The 17246-nt window shown below is 59.6% G+C and carries 13 protein-coding genes; 9 read left to right on the forward strand and 4 right to left on the reverse strand.

The window, feature by feature from the left end:
• Positions 1-26 precede the first annotated feature (26 nt).
• The 3 genes from Q9295_RS12800 to Q9295_RS12810 all read left to right on the forward strand — a co-directional run bounded on the left by Q9295_RS12800 (position 27) and on the right by Q9295_RS12810 (position 3881).
• Positions 27-440, forward strand: a complete 414-nt coding sequence (locus Q9295_RS12800; protein WP_306680953.1) for a hypothetical protein — start codon at positions 27-29, stop codon at positions 438-440.
• An 18-nt stretch (positions 441-458) separates the two neighbouring features.
• A complete protein-coding gene (locus tag Q9295_RS12805; RefSeq protein WP_306680954.1) occupies positions 459-2855 on the forward strand; it encodes a M10 family metallopeptidase C-terminal domain-containing protein in 2397 nt (798 codons plus the stop codon).
• Between the two features lie 96 nt (positions 2856-2951).
• A complete protein-coding gene (locus Q9295_RS12810) occupies positions 2952-3881 on the forward strand; it encodes a glycosyltransferase (protein ID WP_306680955.1) in 930 nt (309 codons plus the stop codon).
• Between the two features lie 2 nt (positions 3882-3883).
• Here Q9295_RS12810 and Q9295_RS12815 read toward each other — a convergent pair whose 3' ends face one another.
• From Q9295_RS12815 to Q9295_RS12825, 3 genes are all read right to left on the reverse strand, one after another.
• The gene (locus Q9295_RS12815; RefSeq protein WP_306680956.1) at positions 3884-4801 is read right to left on the reverse strand and encodes a class I SAM-dependent methyltransferase; all 918 of its coding nucleotides are present in this window, start codon (positions 4799-4801) and stop codon (positions 3884-3886) included.
• Entirely contained in the window at positions 4791-7100 is a 2310-nt protein-coding gene (locus Q9295_RS12820) for a hypothetical protein (protein ID WP_373457464.1), read from the reverse strand. The genes Q9295_RS12815 and Q9295_RS12820 overlap by 11 nt, the downstream gene beginning before the upstream one ends.
• A 201-nt stretch (positions 7101-7301) precedes the next feature.
• Positions 7302-7952, reverse strand: a complete 651-nt coding sequence (locus Q9295_RS12825) for a CmcI family methyltransferase (RefSeq protein ID WP_306680958.1) — start codon at positions 7950-7952, stop codon at positions 7302-7304.
• Positions 7953-8082: 130 nt separating this feature from the next.
• On the opposite strand from Q9295_RS12825, the gene Q9295_RS12830 reads away from it, so the two are divergent.
• Complete coding sequence (locus Q9295_RS12830) at positions 8083-8823, forward strand: TylF/MycF family methyltransferase (RefSeq protein ID WP_306680959.1); 741 nt, start codon at positions 8083-8085, stop codon at positions 8821-8823.
• A 21-nt stretch (positions 8824-8844) separates the two neighbouring features.
• On the opposite strand, the gene Q9295_RS12835 is transcribed toward Q9295_RS12830, so the two are convergent.
• Complete coding sequence (locus tag Q9295_RS12835) at positions 8845-9417, reverse strand: CmcI family methyltransferase (protein ID WP_306680960.1); 573 nt, start codon at positions 9415-9417, stop codon at positions 8845-8847.
• 360 nt (positions 9418-9777) lie between these two features.
• Between Q9295_RS12835 and Q9295_RS12840 the strand changes: the two genes are divergently transcribed.
• The 5 genes from Q9295_RS12840 to Q9295_RS12860 are packed head-to-tail and all read left to right on the forward strand — an operon-like array spanning position 9778 to position 17238.
• Entirely contained in the window at positions 9778-10512 is a 735-nt protein-coding gene (locus tag Q9295_RS12840) for a methyltransferase domain-containing protein (protein ID WP_373457465.1), read from the forward strand.
• Between the two features lie 30 nt (positions 10513-10542).
• Positions 10543-11586 carry a GHMP family kinase ATP-binding protein gene (locus Q9295_RS12845; protein ID WP_306680962.1) on the forward strand — a complete coding sequence of 348 codons (1044 nt, stop codon included), beginning with the start codon at positions 10543-10545 and terminating at the stop codon, positions 11584-11586.
• Positions 11571-12170, forward strand: coding sequence for an SIS domain-containing protein (locus tag Q9295_RS12850; protein WP_306680963.1), 600 nt, complete (start codon positions 11571-11573; stop codon positions 12168-12170). The genes Q9295_RS12845 and Q9295_RS12850 overlap by 16 nt, the downstream gene beginning before the upstream one ends.
• A complete protein-coding gene (locus Q9295_RS12855; protein ID WP_306680964.1) occupies positions 12167-13447 on the forward strand; it encodes an HAD-IIIA family hydrolase in 1281 nt (426 codons plus the stop codon). The genes Q9295_RS12850 and Q9295_RS12855 overlap by 4 nt, the downstream gene beginning before the upstream one ends.
• Positions 13444-17238 carry a class I SAM-dependent methyltransferase gene (locus tag Q9295_RS12860; protein WP_306680965.1) on the forward strand — a complete coding sequence of 1265 codons (3795 nt, stop codon included), beginning with the start codon at positions 13444-13446 and terminating at the stop codon, positions 17236-17238. The genes Q9295_RS12855 and Q9295_RS12860 overlap by 4 nt, the downstream gene beginning before the upstream one ends.
• The last annotated feature ends 8 nt before the right edge of the window (positions 17239-17246 follow it).

Raw genomic sequence — 17246 nt, forward strand, 5'->3', positions numbered from 1 at the left:
TGAAGCTCAGGCGTCTGGTCCTCGTAATGACAGTTGCTTTGCCGCTGGTGACGCCTTGGCAAGGCACCGCGCAAGCCGGCGCACCAGTGATCGCCTACCGTTGCTCTGCGTCTCAACAGCTTGCGCCCGAAGCCTATACGCCTGTCTGCACCGCATTTTTGCAACATTTGCGGCAACGCTATCCCCAGTGGGTCTTCGCGCCCCAATCGACAAATGCCGCGTCTCCTGCCGAGCCCACCCTGACCGCCGAGCTGCACATCGCCGCTGCCCAGCGCAATTCGACCATCATTCAACTGGTCTGGAGCGATGCTCAGGGACAACGCCACCCCGGCGAAGTGCATTCCGTTTCCAGCATGGATCGCAGCCTCAACGCGTCAATGCAAAGTTCACTTTATGAGCGTTCAATCGCGCTGACGCCGGTGCCCATCCCAACAAAGTAAGAGAGAAAGGGCCTTGTGATGACGTATAAGCCAGCTGCCACCCCCTTGGCCCCTGATGCGCCCAAAGCCTCTCCTGCGCTGAACACAGCCCAACCCGAAACAGACCGCAGCCAGATTGGCACCACCGCGACCGCCCCCACGGCCAGCCATGCCATGGCGCCTTATACGTTGGATCAGGTGGCGGCCTATCTGACCCACAGCTATTGGGGCCTCGACGGTGGGCAAGCGCGCTCTTTCACGCTCGATGGCAGCCGCACGATCACCTATGACGCCAGCCGGTTGACCCCGGCCGCACGCAATATAGCGGAATATGCCTTGGCCAGCTGGGCAAGCGCCACCGGTATCACCTTTGTCGATGTCGGCGTGACCCCCACCTTATTCACCGAAACCACCGATGTTGGGGCGACCACAGGCTCCGCCACCACGATCGGTACCAATACAATCGTCTCCGCCGGCATCGGCGCGGTCGGCGATGTCGACCTTTACCGCGTCACGCTCACGGCAGGGCAAACCTATTCCATTTCAATGACGCATACTGCGGGCAGCCAGACCGATTCCTATCTGCGGGTGCTGAACGCCTCGGGCACCGAGCTGCGCTTTGCTGACAGCCAAGAAAGCCGGCGCGCCGGGGAATATATCACCTTCACCGCCCCCACCAGCGGCACCTATTTCGTCGAAGCCTCAAGCTTTAACGAGTATCTCAGGGGCGGATATGAGCTGTCGATCCAGCCCGTCGCCCAAATCACCTTCAACGATGCAGATTCGCTTGGCGCCTATTCCATGTCCGAGATGACCGGCACCCGCCTGCTGCGCTCGCTGGTCAACATCCCCGACACTTGGGATGCGCATAATTTGAACGGCTATATGCTGCAAACCTACATCCATGAGATTGGCCATGCTTTGGGCCTGGGCCATGCTGGTCCTTATGATGGCGGGGCGACATGGGGCACCCATAACGCCTACGACAATGACAGCTGGTCAACCACGGTGATGTCCTATTTTAACCAAGAGGATAACCCGCTGGACCCCGCCGGCTTGGCCTATCTTGCCACTATCATGCCAGCTGATGTGATCGCCATTCAAAGCCTTTATGGCACCGGCCCCGGCCATCAGATGGGTGCCACCGTTTGGGGCCCCGGAGGCAACCACAGCCACGCGCCTTTCCAGACCCTGCTCAATATGTGGGGCGGACGAACCCCGGCTGATTCCAGCATCTATAACGGCGAACCTTTGGCCTTTATGATCTACGACAGCGGCGGACAGGACACGCTGAATGTCTCGGCCTTCAGCCAAGACCAGATCATCGACATGAACCCGTTGGCGCGGTCAAACATTGGCGGGCTGATCGGAAATGTGGTGATCGCGCGCGGCACCACACTGGAGCATGTCACCTCAGGCGCGGGCAATGACCGGATCACCGGCAATGAGCTGGCCAATCTGATCGCCGCCGGGGCGGGCCATGACACGCTTTACGGTGGCGCCGGCAATGATGCCTTGGGCGGCGGCACAGGCATTGATGTTATGTATGGCGGCTTGGGAAATGACATCTTCTATATCGATGTCATCGAGGATCAGGCGATCGAGTTGCCGGGCCAAGGCAGCTCGGACAATATTTATACGATCCTTGGTACCTACTCACTGATGGAGCTGCCCAATATCGAGTTCCTGACCGGGATCTCGCCCACTTTGGGCCACACGCTGATTGGTAACAATATCAACAACATCATTGCCGGAAATCACCGCGCCGATCAGATCTACGGCGGTCTGGGCAATGACACGCTCTATGGGTTGGACGGCAACGACCACCTCTATGGTGACGCCGGGATCGACTATATGTTTGGCGGTCTCGGCGATGATACTTTCTATATCGACAGCCACCTCGAAACCATTGTCGAGCTGGCGGGCGAAGGCACTGACACAGTGGTCAGCAGCGCGCCGGCATTCAGCCTGAATTGGTTTGCCAATCTTGAGCATTTGACCGGGGCGCTGAACACTGGGCAACTGCTGGTCGGCAATGCGGTGGGCAACCGGATCACTGGCGGGGCGGGCAATGATGTGCTGATGGGCTCCTTCGGCAAAGACACATTGATCGGCGGTGCTGGGGCCGATCAGTTTGAGTTCAACACGGCCCTCGGCATCAATAATGTCGATACGATTGTCGATTTTTCGCCCGCCGATGACACGATTGCCATCGACAATGTCATCTTCCTCGCCCTGACAAAGACCGGGCCACTGGCGGCCAATCAATTTGTCACCGGCACCGCCGCCACGGCTGCGACGCATCGGATCATCCACGATGCGAATACGGGTCAGATCTTCTACGACCGCGATGGCACAGGCGCAGCAGCGAAGGTGCTCTTTGCCACAGTGACCCCCGGCCTCGCCCTGACCGCAGCCGATTTCTTGGTGACCTGAGGCCTGCCCCAGCTTTGCTCCGCGTAAAGCCGCGGGCCTATGCACATAGCATGCCGCTCTCTATACTGGCGCTTCCGCTTCAGGGTAGGGCCAGCCGTGACTTCAATTGTCATCCTAATGGCCGTGTACAACGGCGCCCGCTTTTTGCAAGCCCAGCTCGACAGTATCGCGTCGCAAAGCCATCAAGACTGGCGGCTCTTGGCCTCGGACGATGGCTCGACCGATGCCTCGCCAGACCTATTGCAAGCCTTCGCGGCCAAGTGGCCTGCGGGGCAAGTCACCCTTTTGCGCGGCCCGCATTCTGGCGCCGTGGCTAATTTCCGCTTCCTGATCCAGCAAGCGGCCCAACACGGCGCGGGCGTGCGCGCCTCCTTAGCCTTTTGCGATCAAGATGATGTCTGGCAGAGCAACCATTTGGCGCAAAAGCTGGACCTGGCCCCGGCAACCCCCCGCCCGATCCTTGCCGGCGGCCGAATGGTCTATGTCGATGCCGCGCTCCAACCCCTAGGTCTTAGTCCCTTGCCGCAACGCGCTCCGGATTTCGGCAATGCGCTGGTGCAAAATGTGCTCAGCGGCAATACGATGCTGATGAACCCCGCCGCAGCCGCCCTTCTCATCGCGGCCGAGGCCGAGGCGGGCCCCTTCGTTCTGCATGATTGGTGGGCCTATCAGCTCCTCAGCGGCGCCGGAGCTCAGATTGCCTTCGATCCCGAGCCAACGGTGCTTTATCGCCAACATGGCAGCAATTTGGTGGGCGCAAACAGCGGGATCGCCGCCCTGCCCCAAAGGTTAAGACGCCACCTCAGCGGCGCCCATGCGCGATGGCACCGGCTGAATGCCAGCGCCCTAGCCGCCTCCGCACATCGGCTTGAGAGGCAGAACAGGTTGAAACTACAGGCGTTTCAGCAAGCCCAGATGTCACGGGGCCTGCAACGTCTACGCCTTCTGCAGCAGGCGGGGGTCTGGCACCAATCGCGCAAAGCCACTTTGGCCTTCTGGATATCGGCCCTTCTGGGCCTGTCGTAATCCTATTTCGTCGCGTGGAACATCGGCAGGGCTCCACCGAGATACCCCCCCTCCCACGACCAATAAAAAAGACAACGGGCATCGCGGAAGCCAGCCAAGCGCAGCTCGTCCAGAATGTCCCAACCAAAGTGATAAAAGCACAGCACCCCGTCGCGCGACAGCGGATCGCCGTGATATTCGGGTTCCAGCAGATGCTCGATGCCGCCCCCGTCTTTCAAGCGCGCCCTCACCAAAGTTTGCGGCAGATCGGCGCGAAAGGGGAAGGTCGCCAAGAGATGCCCGCCGGGCTTCAGCACCCGAAACATCTCACGCAAGCCAGCGCGGTAATCGGGCACATGCTCCATCACCTCAAAAGTGCCTATGATATCAAAGCTTTCATCCGCAAAGCTTAGCGCGGTCACATCCTCATGCCGCAAGCCTGCGCCATTGCGCCCCCCGGACAACGTCCCGTCTTGCAGATATTCGCTGCCGACAAGACCTTTGCACAAGGGTTGCAACAAGCCAAAGAGCGGCGTCGTCTGTTCGGTTAGGTAACAGGCTGAGTTGGCATTCAGCCCGCAACTGGCAAAAAGGTAATGCATCGCGCCGCGCAGCCGCGGGTTCAAAGCGCAATGGCCACAGACCAACCGCTCGCGCCAAACCGGCTCACGCGAGCCATCATCATGGGTGTAATAGATTGCCCAATCGCAGCTGAACTCCGTATCCAAGCCGCAAAGATCGCAATGGCCGGGGTAGCGCACCGGATCACCGCCGCTGCGGCCAAGCTCCATCTCACGCGCACGACGCTGCATGAATTCGGGCCCCAATTCGGCCGATGCCTCTTGGAAGTCGGCATAGGTACGGAAGGACAGCGCCTTAAGTGCGGGCAAAGACCCCGCCCCGGATTGCGAAAGGAATTCAAGCCTTTGGCTAACGCCCATCGCCGGACCTTTCTTGAACTTGGCGATTGAATGCCGCGACCAATTGCGAAATCTCGTTCTCGCCAAACCCGACAGTCAGCCCGCCGTTCGAGCAGAGATCCCCGCCCATCGAGGCCCGAGCAATCCGCGCGCCGCCCGCTTCGACTCTGAGCTTGAAACCGCGGGTCTGGCCCTCGAAGGGGCGGATCAGCCGAGGCAGAACCCCCAACGCATCCTTCGTGAAGTCTGCTGCTTGATATTGGCGCCGCAAATCTCCCCCCAAATCGACGGTCAGCACAGCTTCGGGATCCAGCGCCGCCTCGATCACGATCCAGCCGTCCTTCACCCAAGGCGAATAATGCCGAATGTTGCTACCGCTTAGGCTACTGCCCGCCGCCATCATCACCTGCCGCGCAGGTGCGGGCAGCCCCTCCTCCTGCACCTCCACCAGCCTCGCGTTGCCTTCCACGCTCCAACCCTCAAGCCCCAAGCGGAAGCTGCAATTCGAGATGATATCGGTCATGTAATCGACGAAACTCCAGGTGGCGTAGCCCACAGTTCGCGCATCAAACCAATCGACCATCATGCCCAAAAATCTTTTGATTTCCGAAGCTTCCAACGGTTCAAACTGGCTGAACACCTTCTCACGCATCACAAAATTGAACTGATCGACAAAGGCTTTGCTGAAAGGCGCCACCTGCCGCGTGTGCATATGGGCCCGCTCCATCCCCTCGACCGCCTGTTCCGCAGTCCGAGGCGTCGGGCCAATCATCATATAAGTGCCGAAATAGGTGCCAAGCACATCCGTGTCTGGCTCAATCATCTGTTTGTGGTGGATATAGGGATGCATGGTGCCAGTGGCGTCATAGACCGGAGTGTGATCGACACGAACCTCCAAGGTCACCGGCGGAAAAACCTTCTTTATCATATACATGAACTCGACATAGCAGTCGTCGATATGCTCAAGATATCCAATCAGATCGGGGTCTTTCAGATCTGGTATCCCCTTGGCGCCCCCCCGGTAGCCGATCTCTTTCGCCATCAGCGCTTTGCGTTCAGGCGGCTCCTTGGTGGCCAGATTGATCGGGTTTGAGATCAGATCTTCCCAAGTGGTGAACCCCATCAAGAACAACGGGTCATCCTTCACCATCTGCCAAAGCTCGGCCAAAATAGTCAGGTAGTTTTGCTGGATTGGGCCCGGAGAGATCAGCGAGAACAGGTGATGCCCCCGATGCTCATCCACCGGATATCCCTCCCAGCCGTAGCCGATCCGATAGGCATAGGTCAGGCCCATGCTGCGGATCCGGCCCAGAAGAAAGGTCAAGTCCTTCAAAAACTGCGCATAATCCGCCGGGCGCTTGCGCTTCAACAGCTCAAGCCCGGCAGGGATCAGAAGAATAACCGTGTTGTAACCATTATCGCGCAGCGCGTGCAGCAGCCGGTCTGCCAATTCGGGGCGAAAACTGTCCCAGACATTCACCGGCCAAGCATCGCCATAATAATAGCTCCCGCGGATCTTCGTGATCCCAGCGCGCTGCAAGCGTTGGCTGATGAGCTCTCGGTGGCTCAGTGCGCTCTGCTCCGTTTCGGCCGGCAAATACTGACCGCCCCACATCAACTTCGCATAATCAGCTGCTTCGTCCTTCTTCCGCGCAGACCGCGCCCCCTTTTCCACCACCGCCGAGGCAGAAAAGCGTTGAGCGTTCTTGCGAAAATGCGCCACGGCTTGATGATAAAGCTGTGTATCCACCCCATGCGCGTCATAAAGGATCGCCAACTCTTTGCGCGACAGTTGCGAGCGATCAAAGAGCTTGCGGAACTTGCCGCTGTCGCGCAGCCGCGGCAAGTTTGCCAGATCACAGCTTATGTTGAACTGGTCGCGGAAAAGCTCCATCCCCTCTGAGAAGAGCTCGGTCACGCCGACAAAGGCAAAATCATCTAAGCTTCGCCCGCTAAAGTAGCGAGACTGCTCATCTTGGATGAACTTTAACTTGGCGAAGGTTAAGAAATCCATCTGACCGTAATGCACATGCCGCCAAAGCATGTGATCGGGAAACCGATAGTTCGACCAAAAATTGTACCATGAAATCAACCGGTCAATTGGGTCGCGCATCCAAGTGACATATGTGGCATCCCCCACATCGGCATATTTCTCCAGCCGAAAATGCCCATGTATGCAAAATGCATCACCGCCGCCGATCAGCCGGTTCACCTCTTCACGCGGCAGATCATAATCCAAAACCAGCCGGGCGCCGAACTCCTGCCCCAGAACGGTTTGAAACGTCGTACCGCCGGTCTTTGGAATATGCACAGAAAACATGCGCTGCTGAGGCTCCCAGTATGCGGCAATATTACGGGCCAAAGCCCGAGAACGGCGCTCAACCATTCGCCCCGCAGTGCGGATCTTTCTCAGTCCGACCTTCGCGCCTTGCGTAGAAATGACCATTAGATTCTTTCAATATTTAAGTCATCACACGGAGAATATGCGCAAGGGGGCTGGCATCCTGACACATGCGCAGCCTTAAACCCTTTTAAGATAACCTTCTGGATTCCAAGTGACATTATGGCCGAATGTGTCACACCGGTTTCGATCTACTTTATAGTCATCTCCCCGCTCGGCCAAAAACACTTGCAGCGCCGCCAGCGGCCCACCGTCATATTCATCGGCCCAGCCCAGCTCAACAAGGCTGCCATCCTCGACAATCAAATAGTCACCGGACTGCATCGCCTGATCAACAAAGCGCAGCACTGCCAACACATGGCCAGCCATATGAGAGGCATCATCAATCACCAAAAGAGGTTTAGGCAAGGCCCGCAAATCGGCCAGCCCGATATGGGCCGCAGGATCTGCAACATCGCAGAATCCAAAAACAATCCGTGAATCCTCCAGATCATTAACCGGAGAAATATCCAGCGAATAAATCTTAAAATCTTCCACACCGAATGCCGTTAACTGATCGGCAAACCATAGGGCGCTTCCGCCGCGGTTAGACCCAAACTCCAAGACAGTCCGCGGTCTCAATTCCCACAGAATCTGGCCGTAAATGGCAAGATCCATTGGACATTTCCAAGTTGGCCGCCCCCGATAGCTCCATGACATGATGCCCTTTTGCATCCCGACGATCACGGGGCGGGGCAATGCCATTTCACCAAAGACCTGTTGCAAGACCATTGAGCGATCCGATAATAAATTTGCCAAATCCTTTGCTACCCCAGCACAGCCATGCTTTCAATCTTAGACTGATGGATAGCTAAAAGTTGCGGCAATTACCTATTATCAAAACTTTAACAAAGGGATAAATATGTCCGCCGCAAAGCTGTACGTTGATTTACTGATCCGCACGATTGCCAACACCATTTACGGTGACCGGCCACAGGACCCTTGGTCTGACGCCAGTTATAATGAGAGCATTCGCAGCGAAGGCCGTGATTGGCCATCGCAAGCGCATTCGATGGTTGGGGTGAAACGGCTTGAAAACCTGCGTATGCTGACCGAGCGAGCGCTCGCTCGTGGAATTCCTGGAGATCTGATTGAGACCGGCGTCTGGCGCGGCGGAGCTTGCATTCTGATGCGTGGGATTCTCGCTGCACATGGGGTGAAAGACCGGAAAGTGGTGGTGGCGGACAGCTTTGACGGCCTGCCACCTCCCAACCCAAAGAGTTTCCCGCAGGACCGCGATGACACCCACCACACCTTCCGCCAGCTCGCCATTCCCCTTGAGCAGGTGAAGACCAACTTCGCAGCTTATGACCTTTTAGACGCGCAGGTAGAGTTTCTGAAAGGATGGTTCCGCGACACGCTGCCCGGGCAAAGGGGACGAAAATGGGCGCTCATCCGGTTGGATGGGGATATGTATGAATCAACACTGAACGGCCTAGAAAACCTTTATGATAGCCTCTCGCCCGGAGGCTTTATCATTGTTGATGACTACGGTGCGATTGCCGCTTGCCGCCAGGCGGTGGATGAGTTTCGCGCCAAGCACCACATTGACGCGCCAATGACCAGCGTAGATTGGACCGGGATCTGGTGGCAAAAACCGTAGGAGCACCCGCAATCTAAACCCTTATAAAACCGAAACTTTCGGATCCAGATTGCGATAAACCAGATGCGGATAGGCCTGCTCGGCAAAGCGACCATCGCGCTGGATCAACAGCTCTTCGACCGCCTCCATTGCGCCAATGCAGCTGCCATAAAGCGCATCATCAAAGACCCAATAGCCACCCGGGACCATCGTCGAACGCGTGCAATCATAGCTGTATTTTACCGCAGAGTAGATATCGCAATCCACATGGTTCAAGCGAATCGCCCCGATCTCAGGCTGCATAGAGGGCCAGCTGTCCTCAAAAAGTCCCTTCACCAGCGTCAGATTATCTGCAAGCCCGTGTTTATCGGCCAACCGCTGGATTTCGTCCATATTGGCATCCGAAAAATCCCCCTTGCGGTGGGCATCGCGCGCCGCGTCAGTCTCTGGCATGCCTTCAAATGTGTCAAAAGCGAACACTTTGGTTTGCGGAAACAGCTCTTTACAAACCTTCGCCATGAAAAGCGCACTCCCACCGCGATAAGAGCCAAACTCAACAATATGACCGGGGGGCAAATCCCCAATAAAGAACCGCAACAGGATGAAAATGTTCATCCTATTGTGCTCTGAGACGACCGATCGATCTCCCCCCGCCGCCAGAGCTGCACGGTAAAGCGAATCGCGCCGAACCTGCTCAGCCAAGTTGCTGAATTGCAGCCCCCACCCCCGCTGATACGCTGCCCGCATATTGCGCCCTCGATGCAATTCAGGCGCGCTCGTCAGCTCTGGCAAGATGATCATTCAAATGCACCCCATCCGCTCAACGAACTTGATAAAACTACTTAGAGTTGTTTAGATATGCAACGAGATCCAAACATACAATGACCCGAACGATTAAAGCCGCAACCTCAAAGCCGCCGCAGCGCCGATAGTTTAGAGTGAAATTAAAATTAACTATTACCCATCGAGGGACTTATGAAAGAGTGCAGCAAATCAATTGCGCGTCGCCTCTCCGACTCTCGTTTTGCAAGGCAGTACTTTAAGGGGAACGGCGTCGATATCGGCGGCGCTCCCGATCCTCTTGTTCTGTATCAAGAATTCTTCCCACTGATGACCTCAGTCCGCACTTGGGACCTTGATGACGGCGATGCGCAATTCATGGCCGGCGTCACCGATGACACCTTTGACTTCGTTTTCTCCAGCCATTGCCTTGAACATTTACACGACCCACTCGAAGGACTGACCCATTGGCTGCGGGTGACCAAACCCGGCGGCTATGTGATCTTCGCCTTGCCCGAAGAAGATCTTTACGAACAAGGCACCTTCCCCTCGACCTTCAATCGCGACCACAAAAACACCTTCACCATTGCCAAGGCGCGTTCCTGGTCGGACCGCTCGATCAACATCCTCGACATGCTGCGCGCCCTGCCCGTCACCGCCGCCGTCGAAAAGGTCGAGCTTTTGGACGAGACCTATCGTTACGATCTCCCACGCTATGACCAGACCATGACCCCAGTCGGCGAAAGCGGGATCGAGGTGGTCATTCGCAAACGTTCAGCCGCCGAGGTGGCTCAAGGCGCGCGCCAACGCAGCGCCACCCAGCCAAGCCGCGAAATGCGGCTCCATCTCAACCAATATCGCGACGACCAAACGACCATTCGTGCCTCGAATCCTGACAATCCGCCCTTCCGCAACGATCAAGACCTGTGATCTGCAGGGCAGCTCTGGGACGAAGAAACCATGCGCGAAAGTTTCAACAAGGTGCGGGCCAAGGCCCCCCTGCGGCTTGGTCTGGCGGGTGGTGGCACCGATGTTGCGCCCTATTCAGATGCCTTTGGCGGCATGGTGTTGAACGCCACCGTCTCGCTTTACGCCTATTGCACGGTCACACCGCGCAGCGATGGGCTTGTCTCGCTCGAGGCATTGGACATTGATAAATCCTTCCAATGCCCCGCACAGCCTTCGTTGCCGCTCGGCCATGAACTGGCATTGGTCGCGCAGGCCTATAACCGCATTGTCAGCGATTTTTGCAACGGCCAGCCTTTTGCTGTGACGATACGGACCCATGCCGATGTGCCGCCCGGTTCGGGTTTGGGCTCATCCTCCACGATGGTCGTGGCCGTGGTCACAGCCCTTTGCGAATACCTGCGCGTGCCTTTGGGTGAATATGAAACCGCACGCTTGGCCTTCAACATTGAGCGGCAGGATCTTGGCCTTTCGGGGGGCAAACAGGACCAATATGCCGCCACCTTTGGCGGCTTCAACTTAATGGAATTTTACGCCGCTGACCGGGTGATCATCAATCCTCTGCGACTGCGGCCTTGGATCATCTCGGAATTGGAAGCCGGGCTTATCCTATACTTCTCAGGCCGCTCCCGCGCCTCCGCCGCGATCATCGAAGAGCAGGTGCACAATGTGAAAACCGGGCAAAGCCGCTCGATCGAGGCGATGCACCGGCTGAAAGATCAGGCCCGCCAGATGAAAGAGGCGCTGCTCTTGGGCGATTTCGCCGGTTTTGGTGAGGTGCTGCGCGACGGTTGGACCGCAAAGCGCGATATGGCCGCCAATATCTCGACGGCCGAGATCGAACAGGTGCTGGATGCGGCGATTGCGACCGGGGCCCATGGCGGCAAGATATCGGGCGCAGGCGGCGGCGGCTTCGTGATGATCTCGGTACCGCCCGAGCGCAAGCCCGGCGTGCTCAAGGCACTTGGCAGCTTCCGCGGCAATCTCTTCAACTGTCATTTCACACAAGAAGGGGCGCAGGCTTGGACAGTGCTGTAGCCAATTTTATCGAATCTGAGCTTGCGGCAACCAAAGGGGTTTTGGCCCAACTCTATGCCCAGACAGACTACCGCAACATTTTGGCGCAGGTGGCCGAGCTCTACATTGATCGGTTGCGCGCGGGCGGCACTTTGCTGTTTTGCGGCAATGGCGGCTCGGCGGCCGATGCCCAGCATATCGCAGGCGAATTCGTCAGCCGCTTCCACTTTGACCGCCCCGGACTGGCGGCCATCGCGCTTTCCACCGACACCTCGATCCTGACCGCGATCGGCAATGACTACGGCTATGATCGCATCTTCGCCCGACAGGTCCAGGCCTTGGGCCGACGCGGCGATGTCCTGACAGTGCTGTCCACATCCGGCAATTCTCCCAATGTGATCAAAGCCATCACTGCCGCGCGAGACGGCGGCCTAACTGTCGTCGGGCTGGGCGGCGGCAACGGGGGTGCAATGGCAGAGCTTTGCGATCACCTCTTGCTCGCCCCCTCTGCCGTCACGCCCCGTATCCAAGAATGCCATCTGGCCAGCTACCATCTGCTCTGCGCCTTGGTCGAGGCGCGGATGTTTGGCGCGCTGCAAGGATGACGCATCCCCTCTATGTCAGGCAAGCAGTGGTGCTTGTTGGCGGCCTCGGCACGCGGCTCGGGCCTTTGACAGCCGAGACGCCAAAACCGCTGTTGCCCGTCGCCGGGCGGCCGTTCCTTGATTGGCTGATCTCCTGGCTGGCGCAGGCCGGTGTTGAGGAGATCATCCTTTCCACCGGATATCTTGCAGAAACCTTTGCGCCTTTCCTTGCACAGGGCCGCAAGTCTGGCCGCTGGCATACCCCCGAGGGCTTTGCTGTCACCCTCCGCGAAAGCCGCGAGGAGACCCCGCTTGGCACCGCCGGTGCGCTTGGCCTGTTGCGGGGCCAACTCGACCCTCAGCTGTTCTTGGTGAATGGCGACAGCTTCTTTGCCTGCGATCCGGTTGCCATTGCCACCGCAGCCACGGCCTTACCACGCGGCCATGCGCTTTTGACCACGCGCCTCGTCCCCGACACCGGCCGTTTCGGCCGGGTCGAAAGCGACGCTTCAGGCCGCATCACCCGCTTTGCCGAAAAGGGCATCTCCGGCCCCGGCATGATCCATGCCGGCATCGCTGTGCTCTCCCACGCGGTGCTGGACCGCATCCCCCCCGGCCCCAGTTCGCTTGAGAACGATATCTACCCGGCATTGGCGGCCGAGGGCCTCCTACATGCCAAGCCGCAGCAAGGATACTTCATCGATATCGGCCTGCCGCAGACCTACGCGCAAGCGCAGACCGACCTGCCAAAGGCGCTGCGCCGCCCCGCGGTGTTCTTTGACCGTGACGATGTGCTGAACCGCGACGACGACGGCTATGCACACCGAAGCGACGCGCTGCAACTCATGCCCGGCGCGGCCCGCGCCGTAGCGCTCGCCCGCCAGCGCGGCTTTCGCACCGTTGTGGTGACCAACCAATCCGGCATTGCGCGTGGCCTTTACGATGAACCCACCATGCGCCGCTTCCACCAAGCCCTGAATGCACAGGTGCGGGCCGAGGCTGGGGGTTGGATTGACGCCTTCTACCATTGCCCCTTTCACCCCGATGCCCCTTTGCCCGCCTATCGCGCCGCCAACCATCCAGACCGAAAACCCAATCCAGGCATGATTTTACGCGCCGCCGCGGATCTTTTCATTGACCTGCCCGGCTCGCTGCTGGTTGGCGATAAAGACAGCGATATCGCGGCGGCCAATGCCACCGGCATCACCGGCCTTCTTCACCAATCCGGAGATCTGGCCGAGAGGCTGGCCGAAGCACTCGACCGGCTCAGCCCCTCTGCAAGCGGAGGGGCTGAATGAGCAAAGGCACCGGCCCCACCTCTGCCTCCTCCCCCGCCTCCAACCTTCACGAGCGCGTGCTCGCCGCGGCATTCGCGGCCAACACCGCGTATCTGACCGATGTGGTCAGCTGGCATGCGCATGTGCCCTTTGCCCATGCGCTGATTGATCTGCTGACCCCTGCCTTGGTGGTCGAGCTTGGCGTGCATCAGGGCGACTCGCTTCTCTCCATCGCCGCCGCACTTCAGCACTTTGGCCAAGCGGGAAAGGTCACCGGCATCGACACTTGGGAAGGGGACGACCATGCCGGCAGCTACGACGGCAATGCCGTATTCCAAGGCGTCCAAGCGCGCGCCGCCGCCCTTGCCCCGCGTGTCACCCTCCTGCGCGCCACCTTTGACAAGGCCCTTCCCACCTTCGCCGATGGCTCCGTCGATCTTTTGCACATCGACGGTCTGCACACCTATGACGCCGTTCGCCATGACTTCGAAAGCTGGCGCCCCAAACTTTCCCCGCGCAGCGTGGTCATGCTCCACGACACCGCCGTGCGCAGCGACGATTTCGGCGTCTACCGGTTATGGGAGGAGATCGCGCATCTCGGCCCCTCATATAACTTCAGCTTTGGCAACGGCTTAGGCGTGCTGGCCTTGGGCGCCAAAGTGCCAGCCGATGTGCTCCATCTTCTCGACCTGCTCGCCCATGACCAACGCCTCACCGATACCCTCACCGCGATTGGTGAGGCGTTGGAGGGCCGCTCGATGCGCCGCGCCCTCTTGGCTCGGACCAAGGGCCTTGAGACCGAGCTTGACGCGATGCGCAAGGTCGCGAGCGATGAGATTTCCCGGCTGAACAGCGAACACACCGCCCTCACCCAGCGCGCCGCCCAGCGCTTTACCGGGCTTGAGGCTGAACGCGACGCGGCCCTTCAGGCCCAACAACGCCTGCAAGACGAGCTTGACGCGCTCACCGCCCGCAACCGCGTGGACGCAGCCGAGTTCGCACAAGAGCACGCCCGGCTCGAAGCCTTGATCGAAGCCGACCGATGCGCCGCCCGCATTGAAATCGACCGGCTCAACCGCGCCTATGCGGTCCTGCAGCGCGACAGCCAAGCCGCTTTGCAGGCGGCCCGACTCAAAAGCCGCGCGCTGCGCGCCGTCAAATCCGTGGGGCGACCGCTTTTTCACGCGCTCCCCCTCTCCCGCCAAACCAAGCAGCGGCTGCGCTTGTCACTGATCGCCAAGCACGGCGCGGCGCTGGAACTTGTGCCAAGCAAAGCGCCGCAATTGGCCAGCCAAACCCAAGTCGCACTGCGCCCCTTGGCCGAGGATCTTCTGGCACTGGCCCGCGCCGCAACCGGCGTGCCAGAAAACCTGCCGGCCCGCAGCGCCTCTCTCATCATCCCGGTCTTTAACCAGATCGACTACACCCTGCGCTGCATCGAGGCGATCCAGCGCAACACCACCGAAATCGAATATGAGATCATCGTCGTCGATGACGGCTCGACCGATGCCACCCAATCCCTCCTCTCGGGCCGCGCCGACATCACCTATCTGCGCAATGCCGAGAATCTTGGCTTCATCGGCTCGTGCAATGCCGGGCTGGCCCGCGCCCGGAACACCTATGTCTGCTATCTCAACAACGACACCGAAGTCGCCCCGCTCTGGCTTTCCGCCCTTATCGACAGCTTCGAGCTGCATCCCGGCATCGGCATGGCAGGCGCGCAACTGATCTACCCGGATGGCCGGCTGCAAGAGGCCGGCGGCATCATCTGGGATGACTTTTCTGGCTGGAATTGGGGCCGCCTCCAAGACCCCGAGGCCGCGCCTTTCACCTATGCAAGACAGGCCGATTACTGCTCGGGTGCCGCGATCTTGCTGCCAAGGGCGCTTGCGCAGGCTCTGGGCGGCTTTGACCCAAGTTTCGCCCCCGCCTATGGCGAGGACAGCGATCTGGCCTTTCGCTTGCGCGCCATCGGGCTTGCCACGCTTTACCAGCCGCTCTCGCGCGTGGTGCATTACGAAGGCATCACCTCGGGCACCGATACCAGCACCGGCGTGAAGGCCTATCAGCTCATCAATGCCGAAAAGCTGAAGGCGCGTTGGGCGCATGTGCTGCCGCATCAAGGCGCCAATGGCGTCGATGCCGTCAGCGCCGTCGATCGCGGCCGGATCGGCCGGATCTTAGTGCTCGACCAAATCACGCCCGAGCCGGACAAAGACGCAGGCTCCATCACCGCGCTTGAGCTGATGCTGGCCTTGCGCGACTTGGGCTATAAGGTTTCGTTCATCCCCTGCTCCAACTTCACCTATATCCCACGCTACACGGAGCTTCTGGGCGGTCTCGGCATCGAAAGCCTGCTCTATCCGGCGGCCAAATCGGTCGAGGATCACCTGCGCCAAGCCGGTGACAGCTATGACGCCGTGGTGATTTTCCGGGTCAATACCGCGACCGATCACCTCGCCGCGATCCAGCGCCATGCCCCGCGCGCCAAGGTGATCTTCCACAATTCGGACCTGCATTTTCTGCGCGAAGAACGCGCCCTTGGCGTCGCCAACCCCAATGTGGCCGAACGCAACCTCTCGCCCGCCGCCACCAAGAAGCGCGAATTGTCGGTCATCGCCCGCGCCAATGTCACCATCGTTCATTCGCAATTCGAGGCCGCATTGCTGGCCGAATATGTGCCGCAAGTTCCCGTCGTGGTCTTCCCTTGGGTCTATGAGCCGCGCGGCCCCGGAGCCGATTTCGCCGCGCGCCAAGATGTGGTTTTCCTTGGCGGATACCGCCATTACCCCAATGTCGATGCGGTTCTGCATTACGCCCAAAACATCGCGCCATTGATCGCGGCTGAACTGCCGCAACTCCGCTTCCGTGCCATCGGCTCACATGCCCCGCCCGAGATGCAGGCCCTCGCCTCGGACCAGCTGGTGATCGAGGGCTTTGTTGCCGATCTTGCCCCGGCGCTGTCGCAAGCGCGGGTGATGTTGGTGCCGCTGCGCTATGGCGCGGGGCTCAAAGGCAAAATCATCACGGCGATGGCGCATGGGCTGCCAGTGGTGACCACCAGCATCGGGGCCGAGGGTATGGGCTTGCAGCATGGCGAGAACGTTCTGATCGCCGACAGCCCCGATGAGATCGCCAAAGCACTGGTCTCGCTTTACACCGATCAGGCTTTGTGGACGCGCCTTTCGCAAGCCGGGTTGGCCTTCGTCGCCGCCACCACTTCGCGCGCGCAAGGGGCGCGGATCACCCGCCGCATCTTGCAGCACGCCGGCCTGCCAGCGCTGCCGCTGGCAACGCCGCCCAAGCCGCAGCTGCAGCACCTCATGCCCGCCGGCACACCGCCCGCCTTGCACGCGCCGCCAGCCTTGGCCCATGCCGCTCGCTCCGCTCTTGGCCTGCCCCCGCAGGCCGAGCTCTGCCTCTGGCTGCCGCCCGATATCGCCGCTACATCTTTGTGGCAGAGCACCGAACCCGGCCTGACCGTGGCACCCATTGGCACAACCACCACGGCCGCCACGGTTCTGCTCGTCGATACCTTTGACGATCCCGCGCTTGCCACGGCCTTGGCCCTGCTCCCGCCGTCCCCGCAGCTGAGCGCGATCCTCTTCCTGCCGCCCAAGCTCACGCCGCTGGCCACCGGCTACGACGTCACCCATGCCCTTTCGCAAAAGCCGTTGGCCGAAGGCTCTGCCCGCACGCCGGTGCATCTGCGCCATGCCGAAGCGATCGCAGCCATGCAGCGCCCCTTCGTCTGGCTCGCTGACCGCAGCCTGACCGGCTTCCCCGGCCTTACCCTTTTGCGTTTTGCCTAAGCTGCACC

This window comes from Pseudogemmobacter lacusdianii (assembly GCF_030848395.1).
GTDB classification, from domain to species: domain Bacteria; phylum Pseudomonadota; class Alphaproteobacteria; order Rhodobacterales; family Rhodobacteraceae; genus Pseudogemmobacter; species Pseudogemmobacter lacusdianii.